General features: G+C 73.6%; 12 protein-coding genes and 1 pseudogene. 6 read left to right on the top strand and 7 right to left on the bottom strand.

Annotated features, from left to right (window positions below):
- Window positions 1-255: 255 nt before the first annotated feature.
- Window positions 256-600: a DUF6191 domain-containing protein gene (locus OG444_RS05550; RefSeq protein WP_327261053.1), complete on the top strand. Its 345-nt coding sequence runs from the start codon at window positions 256-258 to the stop codon at window positions 598-600.
- Here OG444_RS05550 and OG444_RS05545 read toward each other — a convergent pair.
- From OG444_RS05545 to OG444_RS05525, 5 genes are all read right to left on the bottom strand, one after another.
- Window positions 578-1,243 (bottom strand): hypothetical protein, encoded by a 666-nt coding sequence (locus tag OG444_RS05545; protein ID WP_327261052.1) that lies wholly within the window; start codon window positions 1,241-1,243, stop codon window positions 578-580. The genes OG444_RS05550 and OG444_RS05545 overlap by 23 nt on opposite strands.
- Window positions 1,240-2,856, bottom strand: coding sequence for a serine/threonine-protein kinase (locus tag OG444_RS05540; RefSeq protein ID WP_327261051.1), 1,617 nt, complete (start codon window positions 2,854-2,856; stop codon window positions 1,240-1,242). Before OG444_RS05540 ends, OG444_RS05545 begins: the two co-directional genes overlap by 4 nt.
- 147 nt (window positions 2,857-3,003) lie before the next feature.
- Entirely contained in the window at window positions 3,004-4,257 is a 1,254-nt protein-coding gene (locus OG444_RS05535) for a Tm-1-like ATP-binding domain-containing protein (protein ID WP_327266665.1), read from the bottom strand.
- A 48-nt stretch (window positions 4,258-4,305) separates the two neighbouring features.
- Window positions 4,306-4,785, bottom strand: coding sequence for an NUDIX domain-containing protein (locus tag OG444_RS05530; RefSeq protein ID WP_327261050.1), 480 nt, complete (start codon window positions 4,783-4,785; stop codon window positions 4,306-4,308).
- Between the two features lie 117 nt (window positions 4,786-4,902).
- Complete coding sequence (locus OG444_RS05525) at window positions 4,903-5,928, bottom strand: cation diffusion facilitator family transporter (protein ID WP_327261049.1); 1,026 nt, start codon at window positions 5,926-5,928, stop codon at window positions 4,903-4,905.
- 179 nt (window positions 5,929-6,107) lie between these two features.
- Between OG444_RS05525 and OG444_RS05520 the strand changes: the two genes are divergently transcribed.
- From OG444_RS05520 to OG444_RS05510, 3 genes are read left to right on the top strand one after another with little or no spacing between them, the layout of a single operon-like run.
- Window positions 6,108-8,498 (top strand): ABC transporter ATP-binding protein/permease, encoded by a 2,391-nt coding sequence (locus tag OG444_RS05520; RefSeq protein ID WP_327261048.1) that lies wholly within the window; start codon window positions 6,108-6,110, stop codon window positions 8,496-8,498.
- 38 nt (window positions 8,499-8,536) lie between these two features.
- Window positions 8,537-9,229: a hypothetical protein gene (locus OG444_RS05515; RefSeq protein ID WP_405787794.1), complete on the top strand. Its 693-nt coding sequence runs from the start codon at window positions 8,537-8,539 to the stop codon at window positions 9,227-9,229.
- Window positions 9,229-10,266, top strand: coding sequence for a serine/threonine-protein kinase (locus OG444_RS05510; protein WP_327261047.1), 1,038 nt, complete (start codon window positions 9,229-9,231; stop codon window positions 10,264-10,266). Before OG444_RS05515 ends, OG444_RS05510 begins: the two co-directional genes overlap by 1 nt.
- A gap of 40 nt (window positions 10,267-10,306) precedes the next feature.
- Here the strand turns inward: OG444_RS05510 and OG444_RS05505 are convergent, their stop codons facing one another.
- Complete coding sequence (locus OG444_RS05505; protein WP_327261046.1) at window positions 10,307-11,599, bottom strand: streptophobe family protein; 1,293 nt, start codon at window positions 11,597-11,599, stop codon at window positions 10,307-10,309.
- A gap of 93 nt (window positions 11,600-11,692) precedes the next feature.
- Between OG444_RS05505 and OG444_RS05500 the strand changes: the two are divergent.
- Window positions 11,693-13,036 (top strand): annotated as a pseudogene (locus OG444_RS05500) (DUF6777 domain-containing protein); the annotation flags it as partial.
- Between the two features lie 363 nt (window positions 13,037-13,399).
- Here the strand turns inward: OG444_RS05500 and OG444_RS05495 are convergent.
- On the bottom strand, window positions 13,400-13,639 hold the full coding sequence (locus OG444_RS05495; protein ID WP_327261044.1) for a hypothetical protein: 240 nt from the start codon (window positions 13,637-13,639) through the stop codon (window positions 13,400-13,402).
- A 126-nt stretch (window positions 13,640-13,765) separates the two neighbouring features.
- Between OG444_RS05495 and OG444_RS05490 the strand changes: the two genes are divergently transcribed.
- Window positions 13,766-14,938, top strand: a complete 1,173-nt coding sequence (locus OG444_RS05490; protein WP_327261043.1) for a sensor histidine kinase — start codon at window positions 13,766-13,768, stop codon at window positions 14,936-14,938.
- Window positions 14,939-14,952 lie beyond the last annotated feature (14 nt).

Here is a 14,952-nt window from a genome sequence, read left to right as displayed (position 1 = left end):
TGCGAGACGGCCCGCGGCCGCTCCCCAAAGCGGCCGCGGGCCTCCCGCGCGACATGGCATCCGCGCGGGACGGCCACGTTCCGGTTGGGGGTGTACGCCGGCTGGAACGCGGCACGCAGCGGTGCCTGAGGGCATCCCTGAACCCTCGTCCACGTCTTCGAGTCAACCAGCGGGCCCGGTGCCCGCGCTTCGGCCGGACGGGCCGGATCCCCCTCGGCCGAACGGCCGAGGCACGGCGTCGGCTACCGTCGGGCCATGGGCTTCGTCGTCTTCATGACCCTTCCCGGTCTGGCTCTTGTGCTCACCGCCATGGCCTTCCTCGACCTGGCACTGGTCCGCGCGGGCCGAGCCGGGCTGCTGCCCTGGCGGTGGAACGGCCGTCAGGGGCAGATATCCGCCACCGGATTCGAGCAGCTGCACGCCAGCTTCTCGCCGGGCAAGCAGAACGAGCTCAAGGAGCGGCAGAGCGCCCTCGTCATGCGCGACGACGAGGAGGACGGCGCACCGCCGCGCACCCGGGTGGACCTCGACGGCGGGCTCGCCGTCATCCGGCTGCCCGCCACCGCGGCCGTGCCCCCTACGGGGAACAGCGGTACGTGAAGTCCACCGCGGCCGTGCGCTGCCCGGGCGACACCAGCTGGAGCTCCGCCCTCGCGGGATAGCTGCCCGTCCCCCGGAAGGTCCACAGCAGGTGCAGCCGGGCCTCCCGCTGTCCGCGCGGCACCCGCTCGGTCAGCTGCTCGGACTGCGTCCCGTCACTGCGCACCCACCGGTAGGTGAGGGTGCCCGGACGCCCGTCGGTCTCCACGACGGCCACCACATCGGCCGTCGCGTCGCAGGCCGGGCCCTTGGGATCGGTGCTCACGGCCACGCTCCGGACCTCGATGCCGGGTCCGAGCCGCTGCCACCCGAGGTACGCGAGGACCGCGGCCAGTACGAGAGCGGCGAGGGCGTAGCGCCGCAGACCCGCGAGCCGGCGCCGCCGCGGCGGCGCTACGACGCCCACCGCGGCGCCGATGGGGAAGGGCGCGGGCATGGCCGCGGTGACCCCGGGCCCGAACCGGAGCACCGACCCCTCGATCCGGTCGGGAGCCACCGCCTCGGGAGGCAGTCTCTTGGTCGTGGCCGGCGGGCCGCTGAACCAGTGGCTGCCGAGGACGGTGGCGCTGTAGTCGTCGTCGCCCTGCTCGCCCTGCTGGCCCTGTTCGCGCTGCTCGCCCTGGGGGGCGCCGGAACCACTCATCGGGGCACCTCCACACAGCGCAGCAGGTACTGCGAGGCCGACGCGGACTTGTTCCCGGCGGTGGGCTTGGTGGTGACCCGGACGCCGCCGTAGCAGCCGCGGTCGCGCGTGAAGGTGTGCGACCTGACCACCGGGGCGGCCGAGCCTGCCTGCACCACGAACGTCTCCGTGCCGTCGGGGACGGAGTAGGAGCCCTGCGCACCTCCCAGGAACCACTCCACCACCACGGTCACCGAACCGGTGCCCTGGCTGGCGACCGAAATGGTCGCGTCACCCCGGTACACGCCGGTCTTGAGCGACACGGCGACGTTCGTGACCTTCAGCGTCGGTGTGGGCGTCGGGGTCGGGGTCGGCGTGGGCGTGGGCGGCCGGCTCACCGTCGGCTCCGCGGTCGGGCTCGTCGACCAGGAGGGCGACGCGGACGGGGACGTGGACGCGGACGGCGAAGGGCTCGGGGACGCCGACGGGCTGGGACTCGGCGAAGGGGACGCGGAGTCCGTCGGGCCCGGGGTCGGGGAGGCCGATCCGGGAGGGGCCGCGCTCGTCGTGGCGAAGGCGCTCAGCGCCGAGGCCCCGCCCGGGGACGCGCCGATCGCGTCCGTCGTCAGGACCAGCACGGTCCCCAGCACCAGCGCCACGCCCGCCGCCAGCCAGCCACTGCGTCCCGGAGCCCAGCCGGAACCGCCGGGCACCGTGGTCGTGGCCACCGCCGTGGTGCCCGCCGCGGGGGCGCCCGCCGAGGGGAACAGCAGCGGCAGCAGGGCGGCCAGCGCCGCCAGCTTGCGCTGCCCGCGCTCCTCCCACTCGGGGCCGTACGCCGCCAGCGCCACGCCCTCCAGCTCGGCCACGAACGCCTCGGCGTTCTCCGGCCGCTGCTCGGGCGCCTTCGCGAGGCCGCGCCGGATCAGCGGACGCACGGGCTCCGGCGCCTCGGTCTCCGGCACCGGGGCCTCGATGTGCTGCACCGCCAGCTCGGCGAAGTTCTCCCCGTCGTAGGGCTTGCGGCCGGTGAGGCACTCGAAGAAGGTCGCCGTCGCCGCGTACACGTCGGCCGCGGGCGAGGCCGGCCGGCCCTGCCACTGCTCGGGAGCCATGTAGGCGGGGGTTCCGGCCACGCCGGGCGTGCTGCCCCGGTTCGCCGCGATCCCGAAGTCCACCAGCTTCGACGAGCCGTCCGGTGCGACCAGGACGTTCTCCGGCTTGTAGTCCCGGTGGACGACACCCGTCCGGTGCGCCGCGGCAAGCCCCAGCAGCGAGCCCTTGAGGACCACCAGAGCGGCCTCGGCGTCGGCCCGCCCGGACTGCTTCAGCAGTGCGCGCAGGGAAATGCCGTCCACCAGCTCCATGACGATGGCCGCACCGCCGGACGCCTCCACGTACTCGTACAGCCTGACCACGTACGGAGTCTCCAGTCCGCCCAGGAGGCGGGCCTCGGCCCGGAACTCCCCGACGAAGGCCGGATCCTGGCGCAGCCGGTCGCTGAGGTACTTCACCGCGACCGGAGTACCCGTTCCGTCGTGGACGGCGAGCACCACGCGGCCGCTGCCTCCCGAACCGAGCTCCCGGACCTCGGTGTAACCGGGGACCGACCATGCCGCCCGCGTGTCGTCCATCGTTCCTGCCCCCTGCCTCTGCCGTGTGGCGCCGCCGCATCGATCGGACGTCCGGTCCGGGACCGGCCGTCCACCGGCCCTCCCCGGACCGGACGCCACATGGGACGTGGTTTCCTCCGTGGCCGGTTCCCGACCACGGAGGGAGTCTCAGGCCGCGGCCGACATCGCGCCGATCATGGCGTGCAGCCGGTCGGCCGACGCCCGCCCGAAGGCCGGATCGTTGATGTGCGTGTCGTAGTCGTAGAGCCGTACGGCGCTGCTCCGCAAGCCTTCGCGCAGCGCCGAGAACAGAGCCCGGTCCGCGCCGGGGTCATGGTACGGGCCGCCCGGCGCGCCGAGCGTGGACAGTCCACGGAGCGGGACGCAGACGGCGGCGGGGCCGCTCGCCGCGCGCAGTTTGGCGGCGACCCGGCGGCCGAGCTCCGCGCACTCGGCCATGGTCGTACGGGTCACGGTGATGGACGGATTGTGGACGTGGACGCCCCGGTCGCGGACCTGTTGGGGCAGGCTCTCGAGCGGGCCGAACTTCACCATGTCCAGCGCTCCCAGGCTCACCACCTGCGGAACCCCGGCCCGCCCCGCCGCGCTGAGCCGGTCGGGGCCCGCGCTGAGGATGCCCCCGCACAGGTCGTCGGCGATCTCGCTGAGGGTGAGGTCGAGGACGCCCGCGAAGACCCCCTGGCCGGCCAGTGTCTCCAGGGTGCGGCCGCCGGTGCCGCTGACGTGGAAGACCAGCACCTCGTAGCCCAGTTCCGTCAGCCGCTCGCGGGCCGCGTCCACACCGGCCGTGGTCACGCCCGCCATGCTGGCCGCGATCAGCGGACGGCCGCCCGCGCCCAGCCGGGGCGGGCGGCCCTCCGGGGAGGTACGGGCGTAGGCCCCGGCCATCCCGGCGATCGCCTCCACGGCGTTCGCCAGGACCGGTGCGGAGACGCTGTTGATCCCCGCGATGTCCACCACGCTGTACATCATGGTGATGTCCGAGGAGCCCACGTACGGCCGGACGTCCCCGGACGCCATGGACGAGACCATCAGTTTCGGTACGCCCAGTGGCAGGGCGCGCATCGCCCGGGTGGCGATGGAGGTGCCGCCGCTCCCGCCGATGGCGAGCACGCCGTGCAGTTTCCCCTCTGAGTACAGGCGTAAGAGGGTCTCCTCCGCGCCCCTCGCCATGGTGGTCACGGCCGCACCCCGGTCGGCGGCCGCGCGCAGCTGCGACAGTTCCGTTCCCGCCGCCCGTGCCACCGCGTCACGCGGCACATCGGCGGGCACCCGGGGTTCGCCCATGATTCCTGTGTCGACCAGTACCACTTCGACGCCGGTGCGCAGCAGCCTCTCGCGCAGCCAGCCGTACTCCACACCCTTGGTGTCCAAGGTTCCCACCAGCACGACGTTCGTCATGTGTGCAATGTCCATGCAGGTAAGGGTGTTGGCAAGTGCAAGTGTGGGTCAAACCTTCAGGAGCTCCAACAGGCGCTCGAGGAAAGGGAGTTGGGAGGGGATCAGCATGTTTTCCGCCAGCGGTGGAGCAAACCAGGCCACCCGGTCCAGCTCCGGGAACTCCTGTACGTTTCCGGAGTGCGGCGGCCACTCCATGGTGAAGGTCCCGGGCACCATCAGGGCGGGGTCGAGGTCCGCCTCCACCGCCCAGATGGTCACGAGCTTCCCGCTGGTGAGCCGTACCTCGCCCAGCGGCAGGTACTCGCCCTCCGGCGGGGGCAGCCCGATCTCCTCGGTGAACTCCCGGCGGGCCGCGTCCGTCGGGGTCTCCTCCGGCCCGTACTCGCCCTTGGGGATGCCCCAGCCCCCCGCTTCCCGCCCGGCCCAGAGCGGGCCGCCCATGTGCCCGAGCAGGACCTCGACACCGGGCTCCGGCTCCGGGCCGGTCCGCCGGAACAGGAGCAGTCCGGCACTGCGTTTGTGCGTCATGGCTCCATCCATGCCCCGTTCCGGCCCCGGCCAGTGATCCGCCGAATGAGGTACGCCCCGCACCGCCAAGTCCCTACGGTCTGCGCCGTGCGCCCCCACGCCCTGCGCGTCCCGAGCTCAGTGCTCGTGCGGACCCTGCCGGTGGACCGGCCCGTGCGCGTCCGCGCAGTGCGCGTCGGACGGGCCCGCGCCCGCGCGGCCGACCGTGAGCAGGGACTCCTGCGCGTGGTCCACCTGGAGGGTGGTGTGCGTGATCCCGTACTCCTTGTCGAGCAGCCGTTCCAGGTCCCGGCGCACGGCGTGGCAGTCGCCCGCCGGCTCCACCAGCACGTGCGCGGAGAGCGCCGCCTGGCCCGAGGTGATCGTCCAGATGTGCAGGTCGTGCACCTCGGTGACGGGCGGGTGCCCGACCAGCCGGTCGCCGACCGCGTCCGGGTCGACATGGGCGGGGGCGGCCTCCAGGAGTATCCGGCCGGACTCGCGGATCAGCCCGTAGCCCGCCTTGAGCATCAGCAGCACCACGACCAGCGTCGCGATCGCGTCCGCCTGCCGGAAACCGGTGGTCAGGACGATCACACCCGCGACGGCGGTACCGATGAAGGCGAAGAGGTCGTTCAGGATGTGCTGGTAGGCGCCCTCGACGACCAGGGTGGAACGGTTGGCCCGGGAGATGCACCAGGCCGCAGCCACATTGATGCCGATGCCCGCGAGCGCCGTCACCACGACCAGGCCGCCCTCCACCGGCGGCGGGTCCATCAGCCGCCGCACCGCCTCGTAGGCCAGCCAGAGCCCCAGGAGGATCAGGGTCAGCCCGTTGGCCTGGGCGGAGAGTATCTCGGCCCGCTTGAGGCCGTACGTGAAACCGCCGCGGGCGGGGCGCGCGGCCAGCCGCATGGCGATCAGCGCCAGGACGATCGAGACGGCGTCGGTCAGCATGTGGGCCGCGTCGGAGATCAGGGCCAGCGAATTGGCCATGACACCGATGACCACCTCGACGGCCATGAACCCGCCGATCAGGGCGAGCGCGATGGCCAGCCAGCGCCGGTCGGCGTCCGCGGACACACCGTGGCTGTGCCCTCCGGGCCCGTGCCCGTGGTCGTGCCCGCGTCCGTGGTCGTCGTGCGCGTGGTCGTGCCCACTCATGGCGTCCCCCGTCTCCTCGCGGCACCCGTGTGTTCGAGGCCGTCGCGTGAAGTGAAGCGCACCCCGGCGAGATGGGCAAAGGCTGCAACGGGGACCGTTGTCATTACCCATAAGAGGCCTCTGACCTGCAGTGATGTCCGACCGGTGCCGGACCTCCGGGATCGTGGGAAAATCTGGTCATGGTCCAGCGCCCCGGTGTGCCGACCGCGCCCCAGCTCGTCCTGGTGACCGACTGGGGCGCCACTGAGATGGACCCCGACCGGATCTACCACGTCGGCCGGGACCCCCTCTGCGAGATCTGCTTCGACGACGCCCGCGTCTCCTGGCACCACGCGATCCTGCGGCCCGACGGCGACCACTGGACGCTGGAGGACGAGGGCAGCACCAACGGCACCTGGGCCGACGGCCACCGCATCCACGAGTGGAGCGTCGGCGTCGGCACCGAGCTGCGCTTCGGCAGCGCCGCCGACGGGCCGCGCGCCGCCGTCGTCGGCCCCGCGCCACCCCCGCCGCCCCCACCCCCACCGACGCCCGGCGTCGGAGCCGCCCGGCCCTCCCGGGTCTCGAACCCGGCGATGACCGGTACCTTCCGGCAGCCCACGACCGTACGCCCGCTGCCCGTCCGCACTGCCGTACGCATCGGCCGCGCCCCCGACAGCGACCTCGTCGTCGACGACCTCACCGTCTCCCGCCGGCACGCCGAGCTGCACGCGCTCGCCGACGGCAGCTACGAGATCGTCGACCTCGGCAGCCACAACGGCACCTACGTCAACGGTGCGGCCGTGACCCGGCCCACCCGCGTCGCCGAGGGCGACATCGTCGGCATCGGCCACTCGGTCTTCTGCCTCGTCGGCGACCAGCTCCAGGAGTACGTGGACACCGGCGAGGTCTCCCTCGACGTCCAAGGGCTCACCGTCGCCGTCGACAACGGCCGCAAGACCCTCCTCGACCAGGTCTCCTTCCCCGTCGGCGCCAAATGCCTGCTCGCCGTCGTGGGCCCCAGCGGAGCCGGCAAATCCACCCTCCTGGGCGCCCTCACCGGCCTGCGCCCCGCCGACCGGGGCACCGTCCTCTACGACGGGCGCGACCTCTACCGCGACTACGCCGAACTGCGCAGCCGCATCGGCCTCGTCCCGCAGGACGACATCCTGCACTCCCAGCTGACCGTCCGGCGCGCCCTCACCTACGCCGCCGAACTGCGCTTCCCGCAGGACACCGCCAAGGCCGAACGCCAGGCCCGGGTCGACGAGGTCATCGGCGAACTCGGCCTCGAACAGCGTGCCGACCAGCCCATCCACAGCCTCTCCGGCGGCCAGCGCAAACGCGTCTCTGTCGCCCTGGAGCTGCTCACCAAGCCCTCCCTGCTGTTCCTGGACGAGCCCACCTCCGGCCTCGACCCCGGCATGGACCGCTCGGTGATGAACATGCTGCGCGACCTCGCGGACGACGGCCGCACGGTCATCGTCGTCACCCACAGCGTGCTCAACCTCGAAGGATGCGACCGTCTCCTGGTCCTCGCGCCCGGCGGGCGCATCGCGTACTACGGCGCTCCCGGGGAGGCCCTCGAATTCTTCGGCTTCGAGCAGTGGCCCGAGGCCTTCGAGGCCTTCGAGAACGAGCGCGACCGCGACTGGGCCGGGCAGTACCGGGCCTCGCCCCTGTACCGCCGCCACATCGACCTCGCCGCCGGCCGGTCCCCGCTCACGGGACAGGGCGAATGGGCCGCCGGCGTCCCACCGCAGCCACCGCCCAAGGCCCAGAGCTGGGGATCCCAGCTCTCCACCCTCATCCGCCGGTACGCGGCCGTGCTCAGGTCCGACCGCACGTTCCTGATCATCATGATCGCGCTGCCGTTCGTCATGGGCGCCATGACCCGCGCACTGGCCGGAAACACCCTCAACGCCGAAACGGCGCTGAACGCCCTGTTCATCCTGTGCGTGGGCGGAGTCCTGATCGGCGCCGCCAACGCGGTGCGCGAGTTGGTCAAGGAACGCGCCATCTACCGGCGCGAGCGCTCCGTCGGCCTGTCCCGGTCGGCCTACCTGATGTCCAAAATCGTGGTCCTCGGCGTGATCACCGTCGCCCAGGCCGTGGTCCTCACCCTCGTCGGCCTCGCGGGTGTCACCATCAATGCCCCCGGCGGCCGGGGCAACTTCATGCCACCACTGATCGAAATCACTCTCGCCGTCGCCCTGCTGTCCCTCACCGCGATGGTGCTCGGCCTGCTGATCTCCGCCCTGGTGGCCAAGGAGGAGGTCACCATGCCGCTGCTGGTCCTCCTCACGATCGTCCAGGTGGTCTTCTGCGGCTCCCTGCTGAAACTCACCGGTGTCCCCGTCATCGAACAGTTCGCCTGGTTCGTCCCGGCCCGGTGGGCCATGGGAGCGATGGCGGGCACCATCGACCTCGGCGCGATCGTCCCCGGAAAGATCACCCAGGACCCGCTGTTCGACCACGAGGCCCACCTCTGGCTCCTTGAGATGGGCATGCTCGTCGTCCTGTCCGTGCTGTTCGGCGTGCTGGTCGCCCGGCTGCTGCGCCGCCACGAGCCGACCATCATGCGGAAGTAGGCTTCATGAGCAGCTCGATGGGACGCCCGGGAGGTGAGGTGCAGGATTTCCGACCCACCCACGTGGTGCCGCAGGAGGGACTGTCCGCCTGGGAGGGGCCCGACGTCACCCGGCCGACCGTGCCCCTGGACCCGTTCCTGCCCGTGCAGCTGCTGTCCCGGCGCGGGGAGTGGGGGGAGGTCCTGTGCGCCAACGGGTGGTCCGCCTGGGTGGACGGCCGGCTGCTCGTCGCCGTGCCGCACCCGCCGCCGACCGCCGGGGGACGGCCCCCGGTCCGCTCGGAGGACCCGAGACCGCTCCTCACGCGCGGCGCCGAGGCCCTGGAACGCTACCGGCGGGCCGTGGACGAGCTCGCCTCCGGACGGATCGACACCGACGCCTTCCGGCGCTCCGTGCGCGGCCTGCGGGCCGGTGTGGTCATCGACGGGGAATCGGTGTGGCTCTACGACGAGAAGTCGGGGCGGTGGCTGTACGACGACGGCGACCGCATGGCGACCTACGCGGTCGTGGCCGGGCCGGGCGGAGCGACCGGCCCCGGCCCCGGACCCGAGCAGCAGCCGCCGCCCGCGGCCGCGGCCACGGACCCGGGCGGTGGACCCGCCGTCCGCAGGCCCCAGACACCGACCGACGTGGTCGGCGTGCCCCGCGAGGGGGCGGGGGACCGGTCCGACCGTGCGGTGGCCCATGACCCGACGCGGATCGTGGACACCCGCGATCCCGGAGGCGGCTGATGGCGGACGACAAGCGGGCGGAGCGGCCCGGCGGCACCCCCACCGACCTGTGCGGGAAGCAGATCGCCGGGTACCTGGTGGAGAGCGAGCTCGGCCGCGGCGGGATGGCCGTCGTCTACCGGGCCAGGGACCTTCGGCTCGACCGGATGGTGGCACTGAAACTGCTGGCCCCCGAGCTGGCCCGCAACGACACCTTCCGGCAGCGGTTCGCCCACGAGTCGAAGGTGGCCGCGACCATCGAGCACCCGCACATCGTGCCCGTCTTCGAGGCGGGGGAGGCGGACGGACTGCTCTACATCGCCATGCGCCTCGTCGAGGGCCCGGACCTGCGGGTGATGCTGGACCGGACGGGTCCGCTGCCGGTGGATACGGCCGCGCGCATCGCCGGCCAGGTGGCGTCCGCGCTCGACGCGGCCCACGCCCACGACCTGGTCCACCGGGACGTGAAACCGGGCAACATCCTGATCGCCGCGGGCACGGACCGGGACCACCCGGAACACGCCTACCTCACGGACTTCGGGCTGACGAAGAAATCGCTGTCGCTGACCGGGTTCACCACCGACGGGCAGTTCGTCGGGACGGTGACCTACGTGGCGCCGGAACAGATCTCCGGCAAGCCCGTGGACGGCCGGTGCGACGTCTACAGCCTGGGGTGCGTCGTCTACGAGGCCCTCGCCGGGGAGCCGCCCTTCCAGCGCGACGACGACATCGCCCTGCTGTGGGCCCACCAGTTCGATGCGCCGCCGCCGCTGACCTCGCGGCGGCCCGGACTGCCGGAGGCCGTGGACGAGGTACTGGCCAAGGCACTGGCCAAGTCGCCCGACGACCGGTGGAGCAGCTGCCTGGAGTTCACCACGGCCCTGCGGCGCGCGGGCACCGGAACAGGGGCGCCGACGACGGGGCCTTCGGGCGGGCCGCCCGAAGGGGCGGGCGGGGCCGGCGGCGCGGCTCAGGACGCGCTGCCCGCACCTCCGCCGGTGCCGAGGTGGGCGCTGCCGGTCTTCACCCTGCCGCCGGACGGCGGCCCGCGCTCCTGAGCCCGATCCGTCTCAGCAGCTCCGTCTCACCGGCTCCGTCTCAGCCAGGGGGCCGGGCCGCCGCGGACGGTTCGTCGACCCGGCCGCGGCGGTGCAGCGGACGGGCCAGGAGAGCGCCCAGGAAGCCCGCCACCGCGCCCCACAGCAGGCCGAGCCCGACGTTGCGCCACAGCACGGGCACCAGTTCCACCTGGCCACCGAGGCCGTCGACGTCGCCGATGCCCAGCAGGGAGAGGCCGAACTGCGCCTGGATCCTGCCCAGCAGACAGACCGTCAGGGTCGCCAGGGCCACGGCCACCCCCAGGTGGAGCGCGTGCTGCCAGGGGCGGACGTGGGCCGGGGAGCGTACGGCCGCCAGCCCACCCGTGCCGAGCAGCAGGACGGCGGCCACCGCCACCAGCCACCACGCCCGGGAGTCCTGCTCCGCGAGCGAGGACACGTCGACCGTGGACAGGTCGGAGCCGCGCAGGACCTGGTCCAGCAGCTGGGGCATCGGCAGTCCGAACGGCCCTTCGACCCGGCCCTCCCAGACGCCGCCGAAGCCCAGGGTGAGCGCGAGCCAGACGAGGTTCGGCAGCCCGAGCAGGATCACGGCGAAGGTCCGGTCGGCATGGCCCTGCGTGGCGGCCACGACCACGCCGACCCCGATGCCGAGGACGACGTAGGAGAGGAGCAGCAGCATCGTGGCGAAGGCGGCCGGGCGCAGTGCCGAGTGGAAGCGGACCAGCCGGGCGGGGAGCGGGGCACGCCGCGAGACGAGCAGGGCGATCAGCAACAGGCCCAGGATCCACAGAAGTCCGTAGAGGAGGGTGGCGGGCAGGTCGGCCTCGAAGCCCACCGTCGGCTCGGAGTCGAGGAGATCGGTGATCGTCCCGATGGGGGAGTCGCCGGTGGAGATGCCGAAGGTCGCGCGGGCCAGGAACGTGACGCCGGTCAGGGCGAGGAGCCACAGCAGGACCAACGGGACGGCCCGGCCGAGGAGTTCGCGGGGCCGGGCCACCGCCCGGTTGTGCAGGGGGCGCAGGAAGAGGTACCCGGTCGTCAGGGCGCCGGCCAGGGTCACCGACAACGGGACCACCGACAGGCTCGCCTCGGCCCCCGCCAGCAGGCCGGCTCCGCCCGACACCTCCAGCGACCCGCCGGCCGCCATCACCACGACGGCGGCGAGCACGTGCGGGAACGCGCCGTCCGGCAGACCGCCCGCGCCGGCGAACACCAGCCCGGCCGCGGCGACCGCGGCCATCACGGCGAAACCCGCGACAACGGCGACGAGGGCGTCACGCCATGCCCTCGCGGAGCCCCCCGACGATGAAGATCCCGGCGTCCGACTCACCCTGCCACCGTGACACCCTCGGCTTGCGGCCACCACCCGGACGGCGCACACAATGGTCCCCAGGGAACTCACTCCTCCTGGGAAGAAGAGCCCGTGACCACACAACCATCCGGCCGACCGCCGTCTTCGGAACGCCCCACCGGGCCGCCTTCGGGCCCGCTCTCGGGCGGACAGCACGGGCCCCCGCCGCCCCCGCCCCCGGCGCCTCCGGGTGGGCCGGGAGGCCAGGGCCCGGGTCAGGGTCCGGGCCCTGCCAAAGGCCCTTGGTGGCGCTCCGTGCCACGGCTGGTCACCGCGCTCGTCGCGGTGACCGCGGTCGTCGCGCTCGCCGTGGTCCTCACCCGGCCCAGTGGCACCGACAACGCCGGTGGCGAGGTGTTCCTCCAGCCGGCCGCCGCCTCCGGCCCCGACCCCTTCACCGAGTCCGCGGCGGTGCAGGAGGCCCCGCCACCGCCGGAGAGCCCGTCGCCGCAGAGCCGGCCACCTTCTCCCCAGGGCACCGGAACCCCGCGGGTCAGCCCCAGTGCCAGCCCGACCGCGCCCGTGGGCACCAGGAGCGTCAGCGGCTCCGCGCCGGGCGTCTACACCGGTACCCGGAACGTCGCCAGCTGCGACGTCGAGAAGCTGATCGGGTCGCTCACCGCGGACCCCGCCAAGAACGCGGCCTTCGCCTCGGTCTTCGGCCTCCAGCCGGCCGGGGTTCCCGGATACCTCCGCTCGCTCACGTCGGTGCAGCTGCGCATGGACACCCGGGTGACGAACCACAGCTACCGCGACGGCAAGGTCGTGCCCTACCAGGCCGTGCTCCAGGCCGGGACGGCCGTGCTGGTGGACGACCGGGGCGTGCCGCGCGTGCGCTGCGCGTGCGGGAACCCGCTCGGTCCGCCGGTGGCCCTCAAGGCCAACCCGAAGCGCTTCGGGCAGACGTGGCCCTCCTACCAGCCGGCGAAGGTGGTGGCCGTCGCACCGTCGGTGACCATCGTGAACAAGATCGTGATCTACGACCCCCGCGACCACCGCTGGTACGAGCGCCCCAAGGGCGGCAACCAGGGCAAGCGCCCGCCCGACCGGCCGATACCGCCCCCGCCGGTCCCGACGCCGCCGCCGCTCACCCCGAGTCCGGTGATCACGCCGACCCCGTCCAGGACGACGCCGACCCCCTCGGTGACGAGCCCGACGCCGACACCTTCAGTGACGACGCCGACGCCGAGTCCGTCCGTGACGACGCCCAGCCCGTCCGTGACGACGCCGACGCCCTCTCCGACGACCCCGACCTCGACCTCGACCCCGACTCCGTCCGAGTCGCCGTCGAAGTCCCCCTCGGAGCCACCGTCGAAGTCGCCCACCCCGTCGCCCTCCGATTCACCGGTGAAGTCGCCCTCGGAGTCACCGTCCGCGTCGCCCTCGGAGTCACCGGTGACGTCCCCGTCACCGGCGCCGTCTCCCTCCGACGCGAAGTCGCCCTCGGTGACGGTCTCGAAGCCGGCCGAGTCACCTGCGGCGTCACCGGCGCCGAGGTCCCTGCCGCCGCCTCCCGCGTCTCCCGCGCCGACGACGGCCGCCCCTGTGCCCCCGCCCCCCTCGGCCGCACCCCGGCCGCAGTCCCCGCCTCCGCCGACGGCCGCGCCGCTGCCGAGGCCGGAACCGGTCCTGACGGCTCCCGAGCGTGAGCGCGAGCGCGAGCGTGAGCCCGAGGGCCCGGCCGAGGAGAGCTAGGCCGTCTCCCGTCCATCGCCGTGCCTCCTGTCCCGTACGGGACAGGAGGCACGGCCGCGGGGCGCCACGGCAGGGAACCGGAGGTCAGGCGCGGCTGCGACGGGTCAGCGCGTCGCCCGCCGCGCCCACCGCGAGGCCGAGGGCGATCATGACGACGTAGCTGTAGATCTCGTAGCCGTCGGGGGCGAGGAAACGGACGAAGCCCATGAAGTGGATCCAGCCGAGCCACTCGTGCAGCAGGCCGCTCGCGCCGCCGACGACGAGGACGAAGCAGAGCAGCCCCGAGAAGGCGGCCAACGGGGACTTCGGGGTGGAGGAGGTCATGCCCCGACGTTAGGGGCCGGGCCCGGGGCCGGGAATCGGGCTTACGGCTGCCCGCGGTCGTACTTAAGTATTCGGTCCGGGGCGCGGACACCTGCGGGCCGTCGGGCCCGCGTAGATTTCCGGGACATGCGCCGTATCCACCGCACCCGCCGGGACTGGGCCGCCGACCTGGGCCTGTTCCTCTTCGCCGCGTGCTTCGCCGCCGTCAGCTCGCAGTCCATCCCGGTGGACGAGAGCCTCGGCCCGGGGTGGCGGACCGCCGACCAGGTGGTCGGCGGGCTGGGCTGCGCGGCGGTGCTCCTGCGTCGGCGCTGGCCGGTCCAGCTGGCCGTGGCGCTGCTCCTGGCGGGCGGGTTCGCGCACTACCTGACCGGACCGGCGATGGTGGCCGTGTTCACCGTGGCCGCGACCCGGCCCTGGAAGGCCACGGCCTGGGTGGCGGCGCTGGCCTTCGGCCCCCTGCCCCTCTTCCTGTGGCGGCTGCCGGACATGTCCGGGGATCGGGCGGGCTCGGCGGTGACGTACTTCGCCCTGATCGCCGGGGCCATCGGCTGGGGGCTCTTCCGGCGCTCCCGCCGGCAGCTGATCGCCTCGCTGCGCGAGCGCGCCGAGCTGGCCGAGGCGGACGCGGAGTCCCGGGCGGAGCGGGCCCGGATGGAGGCCAGGGAGGAGATCGCCCGCGAGATGCACGCCGTACTCGGCCACCGGCTGTCGCTGCTGAGCGTGCACGCGGGCGCACTGGAGTTCAACCCGGGCGCCCCGCGGGCGGAGATCGAGCGGGCGGCCGCGGTGATGCGGGAGAGCGCCCACCTGGCCCTGCACGACCTGCGCGAGGTGATCGGCGTACTGCGGGCCGGTTCGGGGGAAGGACCGGCGGAGGACGAGCGTCCGCAGCCGGAACTGGCGGACCTGCCGCGCCTGGTGGCGGAGGCGAGGGCCGCGGGCGGCCGGATCGCGCTGGCCGGACCGCCCGAGGGGGACACGCCGCCGGCCCTGGTGGGGCGTACGGCGTACCGGATCGTCCAGGAGGCGCTGACCAACGTACGCAAGCACGCGCCCGGCGCGGACGTCGACGTGCGGCTCACCGGGGGCCCGGGGGACGGGCTGACGGTGGAGGTCCGCAACGCCCGCCCATCCGTACCGGATCCGGCGAGGGCCGCCGCCCCCGGAGCGGCCGGGGGCGGCGGACAGGGGCTGATCGGGCTGGCCGAACGCGCCCGGCTGGCGGGCGGGGAACTGACGGCCCTCCCCGCCGACGGCGGCTTCCGGGTGCACGCCTGGCTACCCTGGCAGAGCTGACCGGGGGACGGGGC

The organism is Streptomyces sp. NBC_01232 (assembly GCF_035989885.1).
Classification (GTDB): Bacteria; Actinomycetota; Actinomycetes; order Streptomycetales; family Streptomycetaceae; genus Streptomyces.
Note: the sequence above shows the minus strand (reverse complement) of the source record. Positions and strands in the feature narration are given on the sequence as shown.

What these genes read in the sequence shown, in the direction of transcription:
- OG444_RS05535 (WP_327266665.1), bottom strand. Translation starts at nt 4,257, where the DNA reads ATGACGAACGTCGTGCTGGTGGGAACCTTGGACACCAAGGGTGTGGAG.
- OG444_RS05550 (WP_327261053.1), top strand. Translation starts at nt 256, where the DNA reads ATGGGCTTCGTCGTCTTCATGACCCTTCCCGGTCTGGCTCTTGTGCTC.
- OG444_RS05490 (WP_327261043.1), top strand. Translation starts at nt 13,766, where the DNA reads ATGCGCCGTATCCACCGCACCCGCCGGGACTGGGCCGCCGACCTGGGC.
- OG444_RS05525 (WP_327261049.1), bottom strand. Translation starts at nt 5,928, where the DNA reads ATGAGTGGGCACGACCACGCGCACGACGACCACGGACGCGGGCACGAC.
- OG444_RS05545 (WP_327261052.1), bottom strand. Translation starts at nt 1,243, where the DNA reads ATGAGTGGTTCCGGCGCCCCCCAGGGCGAGCAGCGCGAACAGGGCCAG.
- OG444_RS05540 (WP_327261051.1), bottom strand. Translation starts at nt 2,856, where the DNA reads ATGGACGACACGCGGGCGGCATGGTCGGTCCCCGGTTACACCGAGGTC.
- OG444_RS05520 (WP_327261048.1), top strand. Translation starts at nt 6,108, where the DNA reads ATGGTCCAGCGCCCCGGTGTGCCGACCGCGCCCCAGCTCGTCCTGGTG.
- OG444_RS05510 (WP_327261047.1), top strand. Translation starts at nt 9,229, where the DNA reads ATGGCGGACGACAAGCGGGCGGAGCGGCCCGGCGGCACCCCCACCGAC.
- OG444_RS05495 (WP_327261044.1), bottom strand. Translation starts at nt 13,639, where the DNA reads ATGACCTCCTCCACCCCGAAGTCCCCGTTGGCCGCCTTCTCGGGGCTG.
- OG444_RS05530 (WP_327261050.1), bottom strand. Translation starts at nt 4,785, where the DNA reads ATGACGCACAAACGCAGTGCCGGACTGCTCCTGTTCCGGCGGACCGGC.